The sequence below is a fragment of the Candidatus Pseudothioglobus sp. Uisw_086 genome (assembly GCF_048085745.1).
In the GTDB taxonomy this organism is placed as follows: domain Bacteria; phylum Pseudomonadota; class Gammaproteobacteria; order PS1; family Pseudothioglobaceae; genus Pseudothioglobus.
Genome location: NZ_CP159803.1, coordinates 1,548,162 through 1,570,516 on the forward strand (window position 1 = coordinate 1,548,162; position 22,355 = coordinate 1,570,516).

At 37.8% G+C, this 22,355-nt stretch carries 22 protein-coding genes; 10 read left to right on the top strand and 12 right to left on the bottom strand.

Annotation, left to right across the window (positions count from 1 at the left end; all coding sequences use genetic code 11):
* Positions 1-45: 45 nt before the first annotated feature.
* Positions 46-1,587: a phosphoenolpyruvate carboxykinase gene (locus ABXT49_RS07820; protein WP_416651700.1), complete on the bottom strand. Its 1,542-nt coding sequence runs from the start codon at positions 1,585-1,587 to the stop codon at positions 46-48.
* Between the two features lie 393 nt (positions 1,588-1,980).
* On the opposite strand from ABXT49_RS07820, the gene ABXT49_RS07825 reads away from it, so the two are divergent.
* Positions 1,981-2,691, top strand: coding sequence for an IclR family transcriptional regulator (locus ABXT49_RS07825; protein WP_416651701.1), 711 nt, complete (start codon positions 1,981-1,983; stop codon positions 2,689-2,691).
* Positions 2,692-2,828: 137 nt separating this feature from the next.
* Here ABXT49_RS07825 and ABXT49_RS07830 read toward each other — a convergent pair whose 3' ends face one another.
* Positions 2,829-3,302: a PaaI family thioesterase gene (locus ABXT49_RS07830; protein ID WP_271556733.1), complete on the bottom strand. Its 474-nt coding sequence runs from the start codon at positions 3,300-3,302 to the stop codon at positions 2,829-2,831.
* A gap of 21 nt (positions 3,303-3,323) precedes the next feature.
* Positions 3,324-3,713, bottom strand: coding sequence for a hypothetical protein (locus ABXT49_RS07835; RefSeq protein ID WP_416651703.1), 390 nt, complete (start codon positions 3,711-3,713; stop codon positions 3,324-3,326).
* 204 nt (positions 3,714-3,917) lie between these two features.
* On the opposite strand from ABXT49_RS07835, the gene ABXT49_RS07840 reads away from it, so the two are divergent.
* From ABXT49_RS07840 to ABXT49_RS07865, 6 genes are read left to right on the top strand one after another with little or no spacing between them, the layout of a single operon-like run.
* Positions 3,918-4,199, top strand: a complete 282-nt coding sequence (locus ABXT49_RS07840) for a UxaA family hydrolase (protein WP_271537545.1) — start codon at positions 3,918-3,920, stop codon at positions 4,197-4,199.
* A complete protein-coding gene (locus ABXT49_RS07845; protein ID WP_271556730.1) occupies positions 4,199-5,368 on the top strand; it encodes a UxaA family hydrolase in 1,170 nt (389 codons plus the stop codon). The genes ABXT49_RS07840 and ABXT49_RS07845 overlap by 1 nt, the downstream gene beginning before the upstream one ends.
* Before the next feature lie 21 nt (positions 5,369-5,389).
* Positions 5,390-6,694 carry a histidinol dehydrogenase gene (gene hisD / locus ABXT49_RS07850; protein ID WP_416651705.1) on the top strand — a complete coding sequence of 435 codons (1,305 nt, stop codon included), beginning with the start codon at positions 5,390-5,392 and terminating at the stop codon, positions 6,692-6,694.
* Between the two features lie 4 nt (positions 6,695-6,698).
* Positions 6,699-7,460, top strand: coding sequence for an SDR family NAD(P)-dependent oxidoreductase (locus ABXT49_RS07855; protein WP_416651707.1), 762 nt, complete (start codon positions 6,699-6,701; stop codon positions 7,458-7,460).
* The gene (locus ABXT49_RS07860; RefSeq protein ID WP_416651709.1) at positions 7,457-8,467 is read left to right on the top strand and encodes an alcohol dehydrogenase catalytic domain-containing protein; all 1,011 of its coding nucleotides are present in this window, start codon (positions 7,457-7,459) and stop codon (positions 8,465-8,467) included. The genes ABXT49_RS07855 and ABXT49_RS07860 overlap by 4 nt, the downstream gene beginning before the upstream one ends.
* 15 nt (positions 8,468-8,482) lie before the next feature.
* Positions 8,483-9,256: a GntR family transcriptional regulator gene (locus ABXT49_RS07865; RefSeq protein WP_416651711.1), complete on the top strand. Its 774-nt coding sequence runs from the start codon at positions 8,483-8,485 to the stop codon at positions 9,254-9,256.
* Positions 9,257-9,342: 86 nt separating this feature from the next.
* Here the strand turns inward: ABXT49_RS07865 and ABXT49_RS07870 are convergent, their stop codons facing one another.
* The 3 genes from ABXT49_RS07870 to ABXT49_RS07880 form a co-directional block, all read right to left on the bottom strand.
* Positions 9,343-10,659 carry a TRAP transporter large permease subunit gene (locus tag ABXT49_RS07870; protein WP_271556711.1) on the bottom strand — a complete coding sequence of 439 codons (1,317 nt, stop codon included), beginning with the start codon at positions 10,657-10,659 and terminating at the stop codon, positions 9,343-9,345.
* Positions 10,656-11,264 carry a TRAP transporter small permease subunit gene (locus tag ABXT49_RS07875; RefSeq protein ID WP_416651713.1) on the bottom strand — a complete coding sequence of 203 codons (609 nt, stop codon included), beginning with the start codon at positions 11,262-11,264 and terminating at the stop codon, positions 10,656-10,658. The genes ABXT49_RS07870 and ABXT49_RS07875 overlap by 4 nt, the downstream gene beginning before the upstream one ends.
* Positions 11,265-11,470: 206 nt before the next feature.
* Complete coding sequence (locus ABXT49_RS07880; RefSeq protein ID WP_416651715.1) at positions 11,471-12,559, bottom strand: TRAP transporter substrate-binding protein; 1,089 nt, start codon at positions 12,557-12,559, stop codon at positions 11,471-11,473.
* Positions 12,560-12,833: 274 nt separating this feature from the next.
* On the opposite strand from ABXT49_RS07880, the gene ABXT49_RS07885 reads away from it, so the two are divergent.
* Both ABXT49_RS07885 and ABXT49_RS07890 read left to right on the top strand, forming a co-directional pair.
* The gene (locus tag ABXT49_RS07885; RefSeq protein WP_416651717.1) at positions 12,834-14,453 is read left to right on the top strand and encodes a GMC family oxidoreductase; all 1,620 of its coding nucleotides are present in this window, start codon (positions 12,834-12,836) and stop codon (positions 14,451-14,453) included.
* 41 nt (positions 14,454-14,494) lie between these two features.
* Entirely contained in the window at positions 14,495-15,586 is a 1,092-nt protein-coding gene (locus ABXT49_RS07890; RefSeq protein WP_416651719.1) for an ABC transporter, read from the top strand.
* A gap of 13 nt (positions 15,587-15,599) precedes the next feature.
* Here ABXT49_RS07890 and ABXT49_RS07895 read toward each other — a convergent pair whose 3' ends face one another.
* Positions 15,600-16,430, bottom strand: a complete 831-nt coding sequence (locus ABXT49_RS07895) for a DUF6279 family lipoprotein (RefSeq protein ID WP_416651721.1) — start codon at positions 16,428-16,430, stop codon at positions 15,600-15,602.
* 123 nt (positions 16,431-16,553) lie between these two features.
* Between ABXT49_RS07895 and ABXT49_RS07900 the strand changes: the two genes are divergently transcribed.
* Entirely contained in the window at positions 16,554-17,597 is a 1,044-nt protein-coding gene (locus ABXT49_RS07900) for a 3-deoxy-7-phosphoheptulonate synthase (RefSeq protein ID WP_416651723.1), read from the top strand.
* 60 nt (positions 17,598-17,657) lie between these two features.
* Here the strand turns inward: ABXT49_RS07900 and ABXT49_RS07905 are convergent, their stop codons facing one another.
* Genes ABXT49_RS07905 through iolE form a run of 5 tightly spaced genes read right to left on the bottom strand, consistent with a single transcriptional unit; the run spans position 17,658 to position 22,352 of the window.
* Positions 17,658-18,488: a class II fructose-bisphosphate aldolase gene (locus ABXT49_RS07905; protein ID WP_416651725.1), complete on the bottom strand. Its 831-nt coding sequence runs from the start codon at positions 18,486-18,488 to the stop codon at positions 17,658-17,660.
* Between the two features lie 3 nt (positions 18,489-18,491).
* A complete protein-coding gene (locus ABXT49_RS07910) occupies positions 18,492-19,331 on the bottom strand; it encodes a 5-deoxy-glucuronate isomerase (protein ID WP_416651726.1) in 840 nt (279 codons plus the stop codon).
* Positions 19,332-19,333: 2 nt separating this feature from the next.
* Positions 19,334-20,311 (bottom strand): PfkB family carbohydrate kinase, encoded by a 978-nt coding sequence (locus ABXT49_RS07915; protein WP_416651728.1) that lies wholly within the window; start codon positions 20,309-20,311, stop codon positions 19,334-19,336.
* A gap of 14 nt (positions 20,312-20,325) precedes the next feature.
* Positions 20,326-21,450 (bottom strand): Gfo/Idh/MocA family protein, encoded by a 1,125-nt coding sequence (locus ABXT49_RS07920; RefSeq protein ID WP_416651730.1) that lies wholly within the window; start codon positions 21,448-21,450, stop codon positions 20,326-20,328.
* Positions 21,447-22,352, bottom strand: a complete 906-nt coding sequence (gene iolE, locus ABXT49_RS07925) for a myo-inosose-2 dehydratase (protein WP_416651731.1) — start codon at positions 22,350-22,352, stop codon at positions 21,447-21,449. Before iolE ends, ABXT49_RS07920 begins: the two co-directional genes overlap by 4 nt.
* Positions 22,353-22,355 lie beyond the last annotated feature (3 nt).

Below are 22,355 nucleotides of genomic sequence, written 5' to 3' on the forward strand. Positions count from 1 at the left end.
TTGCCATTATTGTTGCCGTAGTCGTAATACTTGTTCAGTACTTATTTATTTACTAACTGCTAGAGGTCCGGCGTCAACGATTGCTTTATCAACATCAAACTTTTTAAAGTTTTCTGCAAATAGATTCGCGAGTTTTATAGACTCACTATCATAACTTGACTTATCTTCCCATGTATCACGGGGGTTAAGGTAAGCCTCATCAACTCCTGGAATAGATTTAGGAATATCAAGATTTAAGTAGTCGAGGTGTGTCACTTTTGATTCAAGAAGGGCGCCGCTTTGACAAGCAGAAACTATTGCGCGAGTTACAGGAATAGGGAATCTTGATCCTGATCCTCCTGGAGCCCCTGAACCCCCCGTCCATCCAGTATTAACTAAATAGACTTGTGTATCAAATTCTGCAAGTCGTTTAATTAATAAATTGGCATAACTGCTTGCATTTCGAGGCATAAATGGGGCCCCAAAACACGATGAGAATGCTGGATTAATGCCGGCCTCTGCACCAAGTTCTGTTGAGCCAACGCGCGCTGTATAACCAGACAAGAAGTGATAGGCAGCAGACTCTTTAGTTAAGATTGAAACTGGAGGAAGAACACCTGAAACATCACAAGTTAAGAAAATAACAACTTTGGGCTCGCCTGCAGCATTTTTTTCAACGCGCTTTTCAACGTGCTCTAATGGGTAGGAGCAGCGACCATTTTCTGATATGGAGGTATCATCATAATCTGCATGCTTATCTGCATCTACTTTGACGTTTTCAACTATTGCACCATGACGAATAGCATCCCAAATAATGGGTTCATTTTTCTTAGAAAGGTTGATCGTTTTCGCATAACAGCCTCCCTCAATATTAAATACTGAGCCCTTAGCCCAGCCATGCTCATCGTCACCAATAAGGTAACGATCGGGATCTGCAGAAAGCGTTGTCTTTCCAGTTCCTGAGAGGCCAAAAAACAATGCTGTATCACCATTTTCTCCCACATTTGCTGAGCAGTGCATTGGCAGAACATCCTTTTCAGGCAGCAAATAGTTTTGCACTGAAAACATTGCTTTCTTCATTTCGCCTGCATAACGCATGCCAGCTAACAATACTTTTCTTTGTGCAAAGTTAATAATAACAACTCCATCTGAGTTGGTTCCATCACGCTCAGGATTGCACTCAAAAGATGCGACATTTAAAATCATCCAGACTGGTTTATCTTTAGGATTATATGTTTCGGGCTTAATAAACATATTTCTACCAAATAAGCCTTGCCAAGCAGTTTCAGTATTGACTTCAACTGGAAGGTAGTGGGATTCATGCGCCCCAACATGAAGGTGGGACAGAAAATGATCATTTTGAGATAAGTGATCACTAACTCTAGTCCATAGTTTATTAAACTTTTCTTCTGAAAAAGGCCTGTTAACATCGCCCCAGTCAACTGAATTAGAAGTTGCAGAATTATCAACAATAAAGCGATCGTTTGGACTTCGACCAGATCGCTTGCCTGTTGTGATAAGCAAAGCTCCAGTATCTGTTAATATTCCCTCATTAAGAGATAATGATTTTTCAATCAGTTCAGACGGTGACAAGTTTTTTAGAATCATTTTATTTATTCCAGATTTGATAGTGATTACTGCTAAAGCATTCAAAAAATGAATTATCACATAAAAATTATTCTAGCATTGCATAAATGTTTCACATAATGAAACTTCTTTTAAACTCATTATATAGTTCATTTTAATCTTAAAAAGAACTCATCCATATGTGGGAAATTTGTACTAATTAATTCTTTCAGATTAAGGCTCTTTAACATCAGCCTAGCTTTATGTTTTATGTTTTAAATTTAAAAAAATGTTTAAAATGAAATTATGTTTCATTTTTTATTACGTATTTCTAAAATTACCTTAAAATTATTTATTAATTTATAGCTTTACAATTCTTTGAATTTCCAAGTCACCTTTATAAAGAGCCTCTAATTAAATAATATTAACATGCAAATGACTAAATCGACAGAAAAATCAAAGCCTATCAAAAGCGGGGTTGAGTCAGTGGAACGAGCTCTGCGTTTACTTGAAGCATTTAATATGGGTGATAATGGTCTTGCACTTAAAGAGCTTGCGCAAAGAACTGGCCTGGATAAAGCCACAATATTGCGACTTAGTGTATCACTTGAAAAGTTTGGTTATCTTACTCGTGATTATGATGGTATTTTTCACCTTGGCGCGTCGCTTTGGCATCGTAGTTCGGTTTACCGTGACAACCTTCAACTAGGAAATATTATTCGCCCAGCTCTAATAGAACTTGTTGAAAAAACAAAAGAAACCGCTGCATTTCATGTCTTGCGTGGCAATTCAAGTGTAGTTCTTTATTGTGAGAATTCTAAAAGAAGGATGCGATATCATATCGATGAAGGAGAAATAAATCCGCTTAATCTTGGTTCTTCTGGAAAGGTGCTAGAAGCGTTTGTAAATCCTAAAACATCTCAGTCTAAAATTATCCAGGATCAGGGATACTATATTAGTCATGGAGAGCGTGACCCTGATATTGCAGGTATTACAGTTCCTATTTTGGGACGTGATAGAGAGCTCATTGGTGTAATCTCATTGTCGGGACTTACAAGTAGATTCACTGACGAGAATATTGAAAGCTTTCTAGAGGCTTTAATATCTACCTCTAAAAAAGCTTGCTTAGCTTTTGGTAGTAAGTAATATAAGTTTAAGTGGTTTTTGTTTGCTATTTAACAAATCGCATCTTCTAAGTCTCTCCTACAAGTCCAAATCTTCTTTGATGTTTGAGGGAGATTAATTACTGACCCCAGCATTATAAAAAAAAACACTTGCTAACTTTATGTTTTATCCTTTAAAGATAACGTAAGTTCAAATTTAGCAACGACGTCAGGAGACAGCGAAGGAACAGTAGCTTCAATATTCAATTTATAATTATGCCTCTCGCCTGAACTTGCAGCAGTTTTTACCAGCTCTTTAATTGCCAAACCATCTCTGCATATAAAGTGGACATCGCCCTCAGGACGCTTTAGAAAATCAGCCTTAAAATCTTTAAATATTAAAGTTATTTTTCGTCCACTTTCTTGAATTGGATCCATCGCTAAAAAGCCGCCAGTAATATCAGCGCCGACTGCTAAAACACCAAAATACATACTTCCTAAGTGGTTTTTAGTTCTTCGCTTAAAAGGGATTCTAATTTCAATCTTTTCATCCGTATGCTCAATAACCTTTGGGCGACAATACCAAATCATTGGTACTTTGGTTATACCAAATAAGCGTATTAATCGATTTGTTTTAAGTGCTCTTGAAATCATAATTGTATTAACTTTTCCTATTTATACTGTGTAGTCATCAACAATTGAGCATTGTGCACTTACCGCAGTAGCTGTTAATTTATCCACTCCTTTTGATGGCCATCTAATAATGTCAGCAAAGTAAAAACTTCCATATGAGTACTCAAAGCTTTCGCCATAAAATTGCTCACCATTATTTGAAAAATCTGTAACAACCAATTCAAGGCCTTTGAAATAGTTTTCATCCATTCCAAATTGTATAGAACTCTTCTCAGTAATTCTAAATTTAAATTTCTGAGGAATATAGTTAACAAGGCCGTCCTCTTTTAACTCAACTGCTTGAATCATCTCACAGTAGTAAAGGTCACCAGCTGCTGATAGAGCAGGAAAAGTCAAACAATTAATAATCACAAACAAGATAATTTTTTTCATTTTTACTCTAATTTTTCAGCGTTGAGTTTAGCGAGTACAAGCCTTAACATGATATTGTATATTTAGTTTTATATCGAAAGTAAATAATTTTTTAAGCAATATATAAAGTAGAAATTCATATATATGATATAATATATCTCTCATTAATATTTTTCACTAAAAGATTAATTAAAAGTTTTTTTATACGTATTTCAAGGAGCAAGAATGATTCAGTTTATAGTTCATGATGAAGATGATTCCGTTGGCGTTGTTACCGTCGAAGGATTAAAAGCAAACGACACTCTAAGTGGTTGGATAATGGACCAGGATGTTTTGATAGATATCAAAATTAATCAAGATATTCCAATTGGGCATAAGTTAGCTATTAAGGATTTAAATGAAGATGATACTGTCATCAAGTATGGTGTAGATATTGGTAGAACAATTTCAAAGATTGCTGTAGGTGATCATCTACATGTTCATAACGTAAAAACTAAGAGGTGGTAATGATAAATTTAAATCAAAAAATCCATGGATATCGTCGCGAAAACAATAGAGTAGGAATTCGTAACCACGTTATTATCTTGCCAGTTGATGATATTTCAAATGCTGCTTGTGAAGCAGTTTCTAACAATATTAAAGGCACGATAGCCCTTCCTCATCCCTATGGTAGACTTCAGTTTGGTGAAGATCTAGATCTACATTTTAGGACAATGATTGGTACGGGATCAAATCCAAATGTTGCCGCAGTAGTGGTTATTGGAATAGAGCCAGACTGGACGCAAAAAATCGTTGATGGAATTGCTGCAACGGGTAAGCCAGTTCAAGGTTTTTCTATTGAGAAAAAAGGTGACATACAAACTATCGCTGACGCTTCAAAAGCGGCTTATGATATGGTTCATTTCGCAACAGGACTTCAAAGAGAGCCATGTGACCTCAGTGAAATCTGGGTATCAACTAAATGCGGGGAATCAGACACTACTTCGGGCTTTGGGTCAAACCCAACAGTTGGTAATGCGTTCGATAAGTTATATGAAATGGACAGTACTTTACTTTTTGGTGAAACATCTGAAATTACAGGTGGTGAACATTTAGTTAAAGCTAGATGTGCTAATGATGCTGTTGCTGAAAAATTTATGTTTATGTTTAATCGCTATCAAGATATGATTGAGCGCTTTAAGACAGATGACCTATCTGATTCACAGCCTACTAAAGGAAATATTGAAGGTGGTCTAACTACGATCGAAGAAAAGGCATTAGGCAACATACAAAAGATTGGGAAAAAATGTGTCGTTGACGGCGTTTTAGATAAAGCAGAAATGCCTACAAGTAAGGGCCTATGGTTTATGGACTCTTCTTCTGCAGCTGCAGAAATGGTTACATTATGCGCAGCCTCTGGATATGTAGCTCACCTATTCCCTACTGGGCAAGGAAACATTATTGGTAATCCAATCCTTCCTGTTATAAAAGTTTGTGCAAATCCAAGAACAGTTAGAACGATGTCAGAGCATGTGGATGTTGATGTAACTGGTTTATTAAAGCGTGATATCAATATGGATCAGGCTGGTGATATGCTTCTTGAAAGTCTTATTCACACTTCAAACGGAAGAATGACTGCTGCAGAAATATTAGGGCATCAAGAGTTTGTATTAACGCGTTTATATGAAAGCGCCTAACTATTAATAAACGAGAAGAATATGATCTACTTAAAAAAAGCTGATAAATCAGCAGCATCAAATGTATTAGAAGCACAAAAAGTGGTTCATGACATGCTTGCCAATATAGATAAAGATGGGGAACAAGCAGTTAGAAACTACGCAGAAAAACTAGATGGATGGTCTGGTGAGATTTTGCTCTCAGATTCTGAAATTGACAATATTATCTCTGACGTCCCTCAAAATGTTAAGGATGATATAGATTTTGCATGTCAGCAAGTTTATGAGTTTGCAAAGGCTCAGCGTGATTCTATTGAAGAATTTCATACCAAAAATAATGGCGTTGAAGCTGGTCAAAGACTACTTCCAGTAAATGTTGCTGGATGTTATGTTCCAACCGGACGCTACGCACATATTGCATCTGCATATATGAGTATTGCAACAGCTAAAGCTGCTGGCGTGCCTTGCATCATTGCATGCTCAACGCCGTATCAAGGTAAAAGTATTCATCCGTATGTTCTGTATGCAATGAAGACTGCTGGAGCTGATCACGTTATGACTTTAGGTGGTGTACAAGCAATAGCAAGTATGGCTCATGGACTATTTACTGGAAAAAAAGCTGACATCATTGTTGGTCCTGGAAATAAATTTGTAGCAGAGGCAAAAAGAACGCTCTTTGGACAAGTTGGTATTGATGTATTTGCTGGTCCATCAGAAGTTGCAGTGATTGCTGATGAGCACGCCGATGCTGACGTTGTTGCAATTGATCTTGTGGGTCAAATGGAACATGGTCACGAGTCACCTGGCTGGCTATTTACAACGTCTAAAGAATTAGCTGAAAAAGTAATGGAGTTGGTACCAGAGTATATTGAAAAACTTCCACCAACTGCTAAAGATGCAGCATTCTGTGCATGGAGAGACTATGGTGAAGTTATGCTATGTGAGTCTCGTGAAGAGGTTGTAAAGATATCAGATGAATACGCAGCAGAGCACCTTGAAGTTCAGTGTGAAGATCTTGATTGGTGGCTAGAAAACTTAACATGTTATGGATCTCTATTTCTAGGTGAAGAGACAACAGTGACTTTCGGAGATAAAGCTTCTGGCCCGAACCATATTCTTCCTACAAAGGCAGCTGGTCGTTATTCTGGAGGTCTTTCTGCTCATAAATTCTTAAAGGTTTTAACTTGGCAGCGTATGGACAAAGAATCTACACGTCAAATTGCCCAGGCATCATCTAGAATCTCTCGATTAGAGGGAATGGAAGGACACGCAAGAGCTTCAGATGTTAGGCTAAGTAAATATTTTCCAGATGAAACGTTTGACCTAGGCGCACCTGTATTAGAATAGCTTTATGAACTTAGCAGATTTCTCACTAGAAAATAAAGTAGCACTAATAACTGGTGGTACAAGTGGGGTGGGAAAAATGATGGCGCTTGCGCTTGCTCGTGCAGGCGCATTTGTTTGGATTGCAAGCAGTCGAAGCAATGCAGAAGAAACCCTTCAAGAGATAAAAGATCAAGGCTCTAAAGGCGCCTTCATTCAAGCGGATGTCACATCAACTGCCGACCTTAAAAATATGGTAACTCAAATCTCTAAAGAGTCTGGAAAAATTGACATTTTAGTAAATGCTGCTGGAATAAATCTTAGAACGTCTGCTGAAGAGTTAACACTCGAAGAATGGCAGAAGACTATTGACATTAACTTAACTGCCCCTTTCTACTTAAGCAAGCTTGTTGCCGAATTAATGACTAAAAATAATTGGGGACGAATTATAAATATCGCCTCTCTTCAATCCCTTAGAGCATTTGATAACAGCATTCCATATGGTGCAAGCAAAGGTGGCATTATGCAGCTTACTCGAGCCTTAGCTCAGGCCTATTCAAAGAATGGAGTATTAGTCAATGCAATTGCTCCAGGATTTTTTAGAACAAATCTAACGGAGTCATTATTTCAAGATCCTGAGAAATTAAAGAATTTAGCAGCAAAAACAATGATGGATCGCAACGGAGAAGAAAAAGACATTTTTGGTATTAGTGTTTTCTTGTGCAGTGATGCAAACTCATATGTCACCGGTCAGACAATATTTTTAGATGGAGGGTTTTCAGCAGCATGATTAATAAAATGCAAGCGGTAGTATACACAGCGCCGAATGAAATGACTTTTTATAGTGAATACAAGCCAACGCAAATTGATCGTGATGATGATGTTTTATTGCGCATTGAGTCCGTTGGAATTTGTGGGTCTGATATGCACGCATATCATGGCAAAGACCCAAGAAGAAACCCTGGCTTAATACTGGGCCATGAGTTTTGTGGCGAAATAGTTGAAGGCATTCATAAGGGTCAAAAAGTAACAGGCAATCCACTTATTACATGTGGAAAATGTGAATACTGCCTTCAGGGTAGAGACAACCTTTGCAGTGATAGGGATATGATTGGAATGAGTAGGCAGGGCGCTTTTGCTCAATACATGACCATACCAAATCAATGCCTAGTTCATGCGCCTAGCACTATGAATTCAAACCATGTGGCCTTAACTGAGCCCGCGGCAACTGTGGTCCATGCTGTAAATCTTGCCATAGAAAATTCATTTAAGCCTATAAGCGATTGCCACGTTTTAGTTATAGGTGCTGGTGCTATTGGCCTTTTAACAGCTCTGTTACTTAAATCCCATGGCGTTAAAATGCAGGTACTTGAAACCAATATGGCTAGGCACCCTTGCGTTAAAGACCATGTTGGCGTTATTGCCATTAACCCATTAACCCATTCAGTCAAAGACAGCACATTCGATGTTGTAATTGACTGTGTTGGAAGTGAAAAGACAAATACTCTTTCTATTGCCTCAGTCAAAGCAGGAGGTACAGTAGTTAATGTAGGCCTTCTTAGCTGGACTACGAATATTGACATCCGAAAAATTACACTTCAAGAAGTGAAGCTAGTTGGTTGTTACACCTACAACATGGAGGACTTTAAGTCTGCCTTAAAGTCTATTGAAAATGGAGATTTTGGTGACTTATCATGGATAGAAGAGATGCCTCTGTCTGAAACTGATTTGGCATTTAAGAGTCTTCACAATGGTACAATGGCCTCAGCTAAGGTTATCCTGAAACCTCATTTTTAACAACTTACACATTTTATGAGTATTACTGATCTCCAATTTAACATAGACAGGGACAGCAAGACTCCTATGTGGCTCCAAATAAGGAATGAGTTATTTAATTGCCTTTACCGCGATGAGTTAAGGCCAGGCCAACTAATTCCAAATGAGAAAACACTTGTTGATCTCTTCAACGTTTCAATTGGAACAGTTAGAAAGGCAGTAGGTGCATTAGAAAAAGAAGGCTTCCTTATTCGAAAACAGGGTTTAGGAACTTTTGTCTTTCAGCATGATAAAAGCACTTTCCATTTTGCGTATTTTCATTTTGCATTAAATGGAACTGATGAGATATCCTACCCAGAAGTAGAGTTCATTTCTTTTGAAACAAAAAAAGCCACTAAGTATGAAGCAAAAATATTAAATATTTCTCCTGGGAGTAATGTTTATCAAATATTTAATAAGCTAGGCATTAATAAAAAAAATTATATTGTTGATAAAATAATCATATCACAAGCTAAATTTCCAACGCTAACTGAAGAAATTTTTAAAAACCGAGCTAATACAATATACAACCTATATCAAAATAAATTCAACATATTTATAACAAACTGCTCAGAGAAATTAAAAGCAACTTCTGCAGATAAAACAGTATCCGCTCTTCTCAATGTTAAATTGGATTCACCCATTCTTCGGATAGAGCGTATCGGTCAAACATATCATAACGAGACTATTGAGCTAAGAACATCATTCGTTCATACCGATGACATCGACTACGTCAATACCCAAAACAGCACTTTCGGCGATACATTCTAAGGATTAGACAACACTCGACACTTAGATTTTTCCTGCGTCAACGATTTATGTAAAGCTAAAATTCCTTCAGGTTAACCAAGCCTTGTTTAGCCATAGAGATATTCTGGCAACCATAGAACAATTTGTGGGAAGATAATAATTAACGCTAATCCAACAACTTGAATAGCCATAAATTGCATCATACCTTTATAGATATCTGATAAATCCCAGTCTGGGGCAACCCCCTTGAGAAAGTAGGCAGACAATGCAACAGGCGGCGAAAGCCAAGCAGTCTGAAGATTGACAGCCACAAGGATTCCAAACCAAGTTAAGTTAAAACCTAATTGCTCAATTAGAGGCAAAACGATTGGAATAATGATTAGTACAATTGGCACCCACTCTAATGGCCAGGCCAACAAGAAAATAAATGCCATAACTATTAGCAATATTGCTGTTGGTGGAAGATCTAAAAGCATTAATGCCTCAGTAATCATCGTTGGTGTTCCCAATCTAGAAAAAACTGAGCCAAAAAAGTTTGAGGCACAAACTAAAACCATAATTAATGTAGTAATTTCAAGGGTTTTTAATAAAGACTCTTGAAAAACTTTAAAATTTAACTTTCGGTACGCAAGTGTTAAAAATATCGCACCCACTGCTCCCATTGCAGCACCTTCTGTAGGCGTTGCTAGGCCAGCCAATATACTTCCTAAGGATGATCCCACCAATAGAACGGGCGGAACAAGGCCTTTGAAAAACTCAATCCACACCTCTCTCATAGAGTCAGGAATAAGGTCTTCAGGAACGACAGGGCCTAATGATGGATTTAAGTGGCATCTAATAAGTGTATAACCTGTGTAAAGTACTGCTAACATTAGTCCAGGCATAATTGCCGCAGCAAATAAATCCGTTACTGGAACATTTAGAATAGGGCCCATAACAACTAACATAATGCTTGGAGGTATCAAGATTCCCAAAGTACCGCCAGCAGTAATTGTTCCTGCAGCCAACTGAACATCATAGCCCGCTCTGTTCATTGTCTTAGCTGACATAATTCCTAAAATCGTGACTGATGCACCCACAATACCTGTTGCAGCTCCAAAAATTACTGAAACAAAAAGAACGGCTACAAATAAAGAGCCTTTGGTTCTGGCAAGTGCCATCTGAACGGATGTGAATAACCTCTCCATGAGATTAGCCTTCTCCATGAGAATACCCATAAAGGTGAACAATGGAATTGCTGCGAGGGTTTGCTCAAGCATACTCCCAGAAAACTGAAAGGTCATTAAGTAAAAAACAAGATCTCCAAAACCTATATAGCCAAAGAAGACTCCTAAGAAAATTAACGTAAATGAGATTGGAAAGCCAATAAATATGGCAAACAACATGGTTAATATTAGGACAATGCCTAGTACTTCTGGAGTCATGGCCATCTCCTATTTTTGATTGCATAGACGCACTTAAGCACCTCTGAAACGCCTTGAATTAAAAGGAAAATAAATCCAACAAATAAGGCAAACTTAATTGGATACATATAAGGCATCCAGGCAGTGTCCATACCCCTTTCCATGATTGACCAAGATTTATAAGCGTACTTATAGCATGCCCACGCAGCGCCTATCAATCCAGGAAAATAAAATAATATATATAAAGTTAAGTCAATGATTGCTTGAGTCTTGACCGACCAATCTCGATACATAAAGTCCGCTCGTATATGAATGCCTTTTGAGAGTGCATACCCAGCGCCGAGCATAAACATTGCCCCTGCCCCCATTCTACTAATATCGTAGGCCCACATTGTTGGGGAGCCAAAGAAGTGTCTTCCCACAACCTCAATAAACATGGCAGTGAATACTGGAACAGTGAGCCAACATGCTAACTGACCAACTCTGAGACTGAAGAGATCAATACTGAGAATTATTTTTGCCATTAACTTAGGCATATCATCCGGCATGACCCCAGTATATGATCTGCCCTCAGCTATCATTTCATCTGTAATGTCTAATTCATTAATATCTTCTTTTTCTGACATAAATGTACCCAATTATAAATCTAAAAAACACTACAGCTATTGTAACAAATTTTAGGATTCATTAAATAAAACCCTTCTATTAATATGGCTTTTCTAACTTCAGGATAAAGGAGAACCTGAAGTTAGAAAAAATATATTTAGATAAAAAAAAGTTGCCAACAGTTTTCACTATTGGCAACTTAGTTTTTAAGTTTTACTAAAGATCTTTACTGTAAAGTCTTCGTAAAAGCTAAACCTAACTTAGCGTTAGAAGACTGAGCTCCTGACCAGAAAGGTACAGCTTTTTCAGCAAAATCTCTCTGTGATGCCCATACTTCAGCAAAGAATGCATTTTCATCAGCATTCTTTTGAAGTTGTGCTTGCGCAGCAGCCATAAACTCTACGAAGTAGTCTTCAGGCGTATCCATTAGCTGAACGCCTTGCTCTAGCAAGTCTGCCATTGCAATACCGTTTGCATAGATACGATTTGACATAGAGTCAAGTCTTGCTGCTCTTGCAGCAACATGAATAGCATGTTGGTCACGAGCAGAGATCTTATCCCACACATCGCCATTAATATACATATCTGCATTCACAACGTTCTGGTGAAGTCCTTGTAAGTAGTAATACTTAAGAACTTTTTGGAAACCAAAGTCTCTGTCCGGCTCTGGGCAGCACCATTCTGCTGCGTCAATTACGCCTTTCTCAAGTGCTGGAAGAATATCACCACCACCCATAGCTACAGCTGCGACACCAATGTCTTTATAAACTTGACCTGGGAGTCCTGGAGGTGCACGGAATCTTAATTTACGGAAGTCATCCATACTATTGATTGGCTCTTTAAACCAACCTAGCGCTTCAGGACCAACCGGTTGAAGCATCAAACCAACAACATTTAGGTCCATCTCGTCCCATAGTTGATCGTATAACTCTTTACCACCGGCACTGTGGAACCAAGAAAGCCATGCAATATTATCAATACCAAGGCCAGCTCCAGCGATTGGAGAGCCAAACAGCATTGCTGCAGGGTGCTTACCAGACCAGTAGTGAGTCCATGCAAATCCGCCATCAATTAGACCAGCGTCTACAGCATCGATAAGGTCAGCGTTAGGTACAACAGAACCTCCAGGGAGGACTTCCATCGTTACTCTACCATCAGTTAATGCAGCAACATCCTCTGCAAAGTCTCTAACGTAACCAACTTCACTACCTGTAGAGTTTAATACAGATTGAATTTTTAAATTGACCGCCATAGCGCTTGAACTAGCAGTAAGCAATGCTACAGATGTCAAAAGAACAACTTTATTTCTAAACATAAAATCTCCTAATTAATCTAAATAAATATAAAAAGTACTTTGATTAGCGATAAGTTTAAAAACACTTAAAGCATTTAATCAACTTTTAGTATACATCAATTGATATATATGTATTGTCTAATTCTTAAATAAAATTACTATTTAAGCTATATAATTTAATTAGAAATAAATTGATTCACTAAATATACTTACATTAATAATTTCACTGTATATCATTTATATATTTCAATCTATATTATTCTTGATTAATAAAATAATTTACTACTAGAAGTATATGAAAGAGAAATATGATTACATTATTGTAGGAGCTGGCTCGGCTGGCTGCCTATTAGCAAATAGGCTTTCAGCTAATCCTGATAACAGTGTCTTACTGATTGAAGCTGGCCGCAAGGATGACAATCTTTGGCTTCATGTGCCCGTTGGTTATTTTAAAACCATGAATAATCCAAAGTTTGATTGGATGTACAAACTAGAAAAAGACAAAGGATTAAACAATAGAAGAATAGATTGGCCAAGAGGCAAAGTGCTTGGTGGCTCTAGTGCACTAAATGGATTGCTATACATTCGTGGCGATAGGCATGACTATGATAACTGGAAAGATTTAGGAAATAAGGGGTGGGGTTATGATGACGTGCTCCCATACTTTAAAAAGTTCGAATGCCAAGAAAATGGAGAAAATGAATACCATGGTGTGGATGGTGAATTAAAAGTATCCAATCTCAGGCTTAGAAGAAAAATCGCCGATCTCTTTATCAAGGCATCTGAAGAAATAGGCATACCTTACAATCCAGATTGCAATGGAGAGAAACAGGAGGGTGTCGGCTATTTTCAGCAAACCTCATTTAAGGGCTTTCGAAAAAGCTCCTACAGGTCATTTCTAAATGGAAAAATCAGAAGTAGAAAAAATTTAACAATCATCACAAATACTCAAGTTAGTAAACTTGTCTTCTCTGATAAAAAGGTAATAGGCGTTGACTGCATGCAAAGCAATGATCAACCAGATAAAACTATCAATGCTAACCATGAAGTAATTTTATCTGCTGGCGCAATTAGCTCGCCTCAAATATTACAGCTCTCAGGAATTGGAGATGAAAAAAATCTAACAAAACTAGGAGTTAAGGTTATTCACAATAACCCTGCAGTTGGTAAAAATCTTCAAGATCATTTACAAGTAAGGATGGTTTTTAAAACAAATACTAGAACCTTAAATGACGAACTAAACACCTGGTGGAAAAAAGCCTTAATTGGAATGCAATATGCACTTTTTAGGACAGGGCCATTAACCCTCAGTGCCAGCCAAGTTTACATTTTTACTAATACATCCTTAGATGGATCAAGGCCAAATATACAATTTCATATGCAGCCACTAAGTGCAGATAAGCCAGGAGATGGGGTTCATCCTTTTTCTGCATTTACAATGTCTATTTGTAATCTTAGGCCTCAGAGCAGAGGTGAGGTCACTATAAACTCAAAGAATCCAGAAGATCTTCCTAAAATTATTCCAAATTATCTATCTACACAGAGTGATCAAAAAATAGCAATTGACTCAATAAAGGTGGCCAGAAAAATTGCAAATGCCAGCCCACTTAAGCAACATATTCTTGACGAGTTCGTTCCTGGAGGCTCATTAGTTTCTGATGAAGATTTACTTGAGGCTGCAAAAAACAATAGCCAGAGTATTTATCACCCAGTTGGAACATGCAAGATGGGTAATGATAAAGACAGCGTAGTCGATGACCAGCTTAAAGTATATGGCGTTAAAGGTTTAAGAGTTGTTGATGCTTCGATTATGCCAGAGCTAGTCTCAGGGAACACTAACGCGCCCACTATGATGATTGCAGAAAAAGCAGCTGGAATGATACTTAGTGACAACAAAGTCAGTTTGACTAAGTAGGTGCATTTGTGTATTGTTAACCCTATTTTAAATTCAATATAATGCCCTCCTCATTTTCCGATTTTCGTAGAAGCGAATTATTTAAACCAGCAATTATTGTTCCAACTGTAATCATGCTGGTTTTTTCAATATTTAATCTGACAGCGCCCCCAGATCCTGCTCGGATTTTATCGTCCTTTGAGCTAGGAATTGTTAATGAAGATGTTGGACCTTTCCCATTAATTTCAACAAAGGCCATTAAAGGAATTTCCAAAAGCCTCCCTTTTAGAGTGACTCTTCTTAAAGATTCTAATACTGCAAAAGATGCCCTTTTAAAAGGCCAAGTGTCTTCAGTGATTACTTTCCCTGAAAATTTTTCTCAGCTTGCTCTTAGCAATAAAAACCTATCAATCGGAGTATTAAACTCACAGCATTTAACGATTGCTGAAACGCAAATAGCCAGCCAACTCCCATCGATGCTCCAAATGGCGCTGTCAACTTTTGTTTCAAATCTGCGCGCTTCAAGGTTAAATAACCAATCACCCGATTCAGGCATGCTAGTAACTACGAATGTAGAAACAATGTTTAAAGCAAAAAGTTTAGCCTCACCCCCTACGCCCTTTGTAATGAGCTTTACAACTTGGATGGCTTCAATGGTCGGAGCAATTCTTTTATTTCTTGGAACTCGTCAAATGGCATTTCTTAACAGGGCTTATGTACGAACTATTGTTCCAGTTATGACTATGGGATTTGCCAGCTTTACTCTAGCAACAGTTGTTACACTAACAACTCTTCAATGGGATGTATTCTTAATGGCATGGCTAAGTGTATGGCTTGTTAGTGTTTGTTTAACTTGGCTATTTCTTGGGATCTTCGAAATTATTGGACTTTCAGCGTTACTAATTATTCTTCCTTTAGTTCAGTATCAATCTGTGCTGAGTGGATCGGTTGCGCCCGTAAGTGCAGCCCCTGACTGGCTTGAACGCATTGGAACAGCGGTACCTTTTGATGCTATTGGCGCAGCCTATAGGGCTATCATTTTTGGCTCAGATGCAAGCTTGCCATTTATATGGCTATCAAGTGCAGCTTTGATCGGTATTGTCCTCAGCTGGGGATCTGCCATCTTCAAAGGAAGAATGAGAAGGCGCTGGTAATCTCTTTATACAGTTAGTTAGCTAAACTGTTAATATCAGCCTTATACCTTGCAAGTTGTGTGCGTAACCTTTGGTCTTGTTTATCGTTTCTAGAATTTAATATTGCCACTAATAGATGCTGAATTAAATCAGTATTGAAGGTATATGTCGATTGGTAATTCTCATCAACCAAGTCATCACTATGAGTTATCTTTTTCAGCCTTTCTTCCCAGCCTTGTTCTCTTTGAAGGATTAGGCTAAGCTTTTCGTTGAATGCTTTTCGACTCTGAATGCGCTCAGCATCAACCCTCTTCATTTCTTTACTTGTAATTTTTACTAAATCAAGCTGATCTTTAGTCAGTGAACCCATAAAGCGCCTTAAGTTCTTACGGAGGCTTTTGTAACTGTCACTTTGATACACCTGATCGTTGCGAACTAGCAATTTTTTTTCACTCTGAGTAGTTTTAGTTTTTAAAACTTGAATAAATTTTGTGATTTGATCATCTGATAACTCTCTAGCAAGAGGAGTTGCCCACATGATCATTTGATCCTCTAGACGAAACCAAGACTCTTCAACATTATAAGTAATCAGGGTAATGCTTTCTATATCTACCTCATCATTTATAGCCAGCTCTAAGTCACCAATAATTTGAGCATATTTAGGCATTTCTTCCACTCTATGCCACTGAAAAAAAGGCGTTAAAAGCTCATCTAAGTATTTTTTTTGATCACGATCAAGGTCAACATAACTTTGTAGATACCATGGAAAAAGATTATCAAACTGATTATAAATGAAAGTAATTGAACTGCACCCCCCTAAAAAGAGTACCAAAATTAATGCAGCTTTTTTCAGTGTATGTTTCATTATTTAAACTAGTTTTCCTAATTATCAAAAAAATATAATTAACCTAATTTTCCCTATCTATTTAAAAAAAAATATAGATCTATGCTTAAATCACTGCTTGACAATAAATAAACGCCAATTTAAATGAGCAATAAAATTCACAATAAAAATATTGAAAGCGAAACAGTAATAACCTCGCCTATTGAATTAAAGAAAACTATTCCAGTAAGTGGCAAAGGTAAAGAGAACATTTTAACTAGCAGAAAAACTGTGGACGACATTTTTTCAGGAAAAGATGAAAGACTGATGGTAATTGTTGGTCCTTGCTCGATTCATGACATTGGAGCTGCCAAGGAGTATGCCCTTAAACTCAAATCCCTTCAAGAGGAAGTTAAAGAATCAGTCTACTTAGTTATGAGGGTATATTTTGAAAAACCAAGAACAACAGTTGGCTGGAAAGGATTAATTAGTGACCCAGATATGGACAATTCACTTGACGTTGAAAAAGGGCTCCACCAAGGACGTGAGTTTCTTGTATGGCTTGCAGATCAAGGGATTGCTTCTGCAACTGAAGCCCTTAATCCAATCACGCCTCAATATTTAGGTGATCTTATTTCTTGGTGTGCAATTGGAGCAAGAACAACTGAATCTCAAACTCATCGTGAAATGTCAAGTGGGCTCTCTATGACTGTTGGATTTAAAAACGGTACCGATGGAAATTTGAACATGGCAATCAATGCTATTAATGCGTGCTCTTCCCCTCAAAGCTTTCTAGGTATTAATGATGAAGGTCAAATTTCAACTTTTAAGGCTATGGGAAATAAATCATCTCATATTATTCTTAGAGGTGGCATTAAGCCTAATTATTATAAGGATGATGTTATTGAATGCGAAAATCTTCTTAAAGAAAATGGCCTAGCCGCAAGGATTATGATTGACTGCTCTCATGACAACTCAAATCAAGATTATAGAAATCAGGGCAAGGTAATTGAAGACATAACTAACCAAATATCTGCTGGAAATAAATCAATTTTTGGGTTAATGCTTGAGAGTAATTTGTTTTCTGGGAAACAAAAAATATTAGATAACCAAGATGAAATGCATTATGGAGTATCAGTTACAGATGGATGTATTGATTGGCTAGAGACTCATAAAGTAATCAAAAGACTAGCAAAAAAAATATCTTAGTACCTTTAATAAATGAGTTTTAAATACTTTATTCTGGACTCATTAGAATAAAGTATTTTATTACTGGCCCAGTAAACTAATTACTTTAGTTGCAGTTGCTCTTAATTCTGGAATAACTTTTTTCATCATAGTTATTCTATCAAAAAGGTCCGGATCTGAGTCAAGTGTCGATCGCAGTGAATTACCAAAACTCTTTCGAAGAACAGTACCTACGTTGAACTTAGCAACTTGGCGTAAAGACAGCATTTGTATATCTTTATCTTCTAAACCACTTGTCCCATGAATGACTAATGGCAAGTTTAGTGCTTTCTCAAGCTCGTTAAAGCGCTCTAAATCTATTTCTACAGTTCCACTTTCCAAGCGGTGAACATTTCCTATTGAAATTGCAAGCGCATCTGGCTGCCCCTGTTGCTCCATCTTAAGGGCATCAACAACCTCAGTTAATGCAGATTTAATATGATCACGGCCACTTGCATAAGGAACCGAACCCACTTCAGCCTCAACTGAAACTCCTTTAGGGTGAGCATAGTCAACCACATCTTGTATTAAAGAGATGTTTTCAGAGATGGGCAATTGAGATCCATCAAACATTACAGAAGTAAATCCTACATCTATTGCTTCTTTTACCGCATCAACCTCGTAGGTATGATCAAGATGCAAACAAACAGGTGCCTTGGATTTTTCAGCCATAGGTCTTAGCATCCCAATAATTTCTTCCATTGTCATAAATTGACGCATATCAAGATTAATAGATAGAATTACAGAAGCATTCCGAGCCTCTGCAGAATCAACAACCGCACGCGCATCTTCATAACCAAATACATTAAAACAGGCAACAGCATAGTTTTTATCTTGAGCTTGTGTAAGTATATCTTTAAGATTAGTAATCATTTTTTATTTAAATTTATTAAGCATGTCTTGCATACCAGGAATAGTTTCCAATTGATAGGCGTACTCTTTCTGATAATTCATATGCAATGGACGCTGGGTCTCTCCAGCCAAAATAGTGAAATAATACATTTCAAACCCAGGTGCTGCGACACAGGGGTGATAGCCTTTATCAAAGACAAATGTTGAGCTATCACGTATATGATAGACGGGGCCAAAGTCCTCACCATCTGGAGTTAAAAACTGAGCACCAAAGCCATTAGGTGGATTAAAACGAAAATTATAAACTTCATTATGTCGACTTTCTTCAGGAAGCAAATCTACTTCATGTTTATGAGGTGGAAATCCTGACCAACCTCCTGCTCCTACTGTAAATAGCTCACTAACCAACAATTTACCAACTTTTCCTGCAGGCTCTTTACCTAGAATATGCTTGATTTTACGATGCGTTTTAGTGTCATCAGAGCCGTACTGAACCTTATCAATATCGTCTTGTCTTATAACAAAAGCTTCATGGGTTTGATTATGCTTAGCTCCAGAGACAAACACTTCCACTTGATTACTGATACAAGTTAATGTTGCTTCACAATCAACAGGGACATAAACACCCTCAGGATCTCCCTCCCAAATATTTTGTCGCTTACCAACCTCTTTAAAAACTTGCCCTTGAACCTGAACATCTATACTGCCAGTTGCTGGAACAATACATGACTCATAATCAGTTAGTTGATAAGTATATGATTCTCCAGCACTTAGCTTGATGATATTGAAATAGCATAAAGGAACTAATTCATTATTACAATCTATGATTGCCTTATTATTGTTGTCATGTTGAGGGATATGCATATTTAACTCCAAATTGTTTTTGGTTTGATTATTATCTGTTTTTGTAACAGCTCAATTTCTTCCATTTTTGGCATAGCGCTCGCACAGCCTTGTCTTGATACCACTATAGCTGCAGCAGCGCTCCCAGCTTCAATAGCTAGTTGCCAGTCTCTAGAAGACATATAATTTATTATCACATTACCTAAAAAAGCATCACCAGAACCATATGGTTTAAGTGCGGGTAAATTATAAATTCCCGTATCAAGCCGATCTTTACCAAAAAAAAGACTACAGCCACTCTTGCCCCGCTTAAGAATCATTACCTGATTGCTTGAAACACATTGTTTAACCTGTATATTTATATCTTCTTGAAGGATTTTAAATTCTTCTTCGTTGCCAACTAATACATTTGTTAATTCTGCAGCCTCTTGATAAACAAAACGGGTAGTTTTCTGATCAGGCCAGTTCCATGGCCTGTAATCTAGATCTAGCCATACTTTGCAGTCATTTTTTTGAGCATGAACCATCATTTTCAAAGTTTGTTTTCGTGAATCAGCTTCAATTAAGCTGGTGCCAGTTATTATTAGATTTTGGCTTTGAGTAATTGCAAGTTTTACATCTTCATTACAGACAATTTGTAAATCAGCAGGATTATTACGATATATTACTACTTCACAATCCTCTTGGCGTACTTCAGCAATTGCTAAACTAGTCCTCTCATTACCATAAGTTGTTTGCATCATCTGCAAATCAATACCTTCAATTTCAAGACGCAGCCGAACAAATTCACCAACTGGATCGTCAGACAAGGCAGAGATAAGACCTACTTTACCACCTGCACGCTTCATAGCTATTGCAATGTTCGCCCCAGAACCGCCCACATCACTAGCAAATAATTCTGCATCGCGAGTTTTACTGCCTACAGGCTGTGGATATAGATCAAGGCCAGCTCGTCCCACGACCAAGGCATCATATAATCGATTTTCTTTATATTGCATCATGTGATAGATTTATTTCAGACATCCAGCCACTTTCCAGTCATTGCAGAACGGTCAATTGCATCCATGACTTTTTCGATTTTTAAACCGTCGGCAAAGTTTGGCCATACTGGCTGACCCGTTTCAATTGAATCAAGTAAATGTTTAAGCTCACAAACCTTTACATCAATAAAGCCAAGACTGTGGCCTGCATTGGGTAAAAACGCATCATATGGTGGTTGCGCTGGACCACTCAATATTGTTTTAAAGCCCTCCTGTCTTGGATCATCACTTCTTGTATAAAGCTTAACTTCATTTAAACGCTCTTGGTCATGACAAATCATGCCTTGAGAGCCATGTATTTCCCAACTTAATCCACATTTTCTTCCCCATGCTACTCGACTAACACGCAATGTCCCCTTGATTCCACTCTCAAAGTGAGCCAATGCGGAACAGACATCATCGTTATCAACTGGTAATGTTTGTCCTGGATTCTCTGGATCCGAACGCTCCTTATGGACTGTATCGTAATCTCCCACTAGTCGAGTTATTGAACTACCCGTCATATAGTGAGCCATACTAACCAAATGACACATAACATCAGCATTTGCACCAGAGCCAGAAGCTTCACGATTCATACGCCATGAATGAGGTCTATCTGGATCAGCTTCATTATCAACATCATAAATCCCATGAAATCCAATTACTCGACCTATAGCGCCTTCTTCAATGAGCTCTCTAGCACTTTGAACAGCAGGATTTTGAGTATAGTTGTAGCCTAAGATAGTTTGTGCATTGCTAGCTTCAGCAGCTGCGAGCATAGCTTCAGAGTCTGCTAAATTAGTTGACATAGGCTTTTCACACCAAACATGCTTACCAAGTTTGAGAGCAGCTACTGAAATTTCTTTATGAAGCGAATTGGGAACACATACTGAAATCAACTGGACCTTTGGATCATTGACCACATCCATCCAATCAGAGGTGCAACGAGAGAATCCCATTTCAGTTCGCATCACTTCAGCTCTTTCAGAGTTGTAATCACAAATCACCTCCAAACTAGGCCGTAAGCCATCGCCAAAAACACTCCCAGCTGCTGCATAAGCAATAGAATGGGCTTTGCCCATAAAAGCAGTACCAATAACTCCTACACCAATAGTTTTCATTCTCTTTCCTCTATTTGAATTCCAAATTTTTCACAGTAACTTTTAATATTTTTATACCCCATTGTCACATAAGTTAATGGGTGGGCCTTAGCCGGGTCTTGTTCTGCCTCTACAACTACCCAGCCACTGAAGTTGGCTTCGCCCACCATTTTAAATAGCTCTGAAAAATTAAAATCACCGTCTCCAGGAACTGTATAAACCCCACTCAAAACTGAGTTTAAAAAACTTGAATCAGTATCTAGCGAGTGGTTTAATATTTCACCTCGAACATCTTTACAGTGAATATGCATAACTCTATCGTTGTGTTTTTTATAAACTTCTAAAGGATCAGCACCAGCATAAATTAAATGACCAGTATCAAATACTAAACCAAGATCAGTAGTTGTCATAGCCATTAACTTATCTATTTCTTCTTCAATTTGAACAACTGTTCCCATGTGATGATGATAAGCAAGCTTCATTCCATTCGACAAAGTATATTTAGCTAGCTGACTCAACTTTTCAGTCCACTCTTCCCATTGACCATCATCAAGGATAGGGCGTTTTGAGAGTGGCGAACTAATATCTCCATGAACACAAGAGTCCATTTCACAATAAACAATTACTTCCGTCCCCATATCTTTAAGAAGATTCATGTGTGGTGTTATTCTTTCTATCTCATCTTCAAGACTGTCCGCTAACAAGCCCCCACAAAACCAACTAGAAACTACGTCCATACTATATTTATCAAATAATGGTCGTAATATTTCCGAATCCTTAGGCCACTTACCTCCTAATTCAAATCCACGATAACCGGCTTGTTTTCCCTCTGTTAAGCAATGCTCTACTGTAGTATCTTTGCCCAGTTCAGGCATATCATCGTTAGTCCATGAAATCGGACTAACACCAATTTTTACACTCATCTT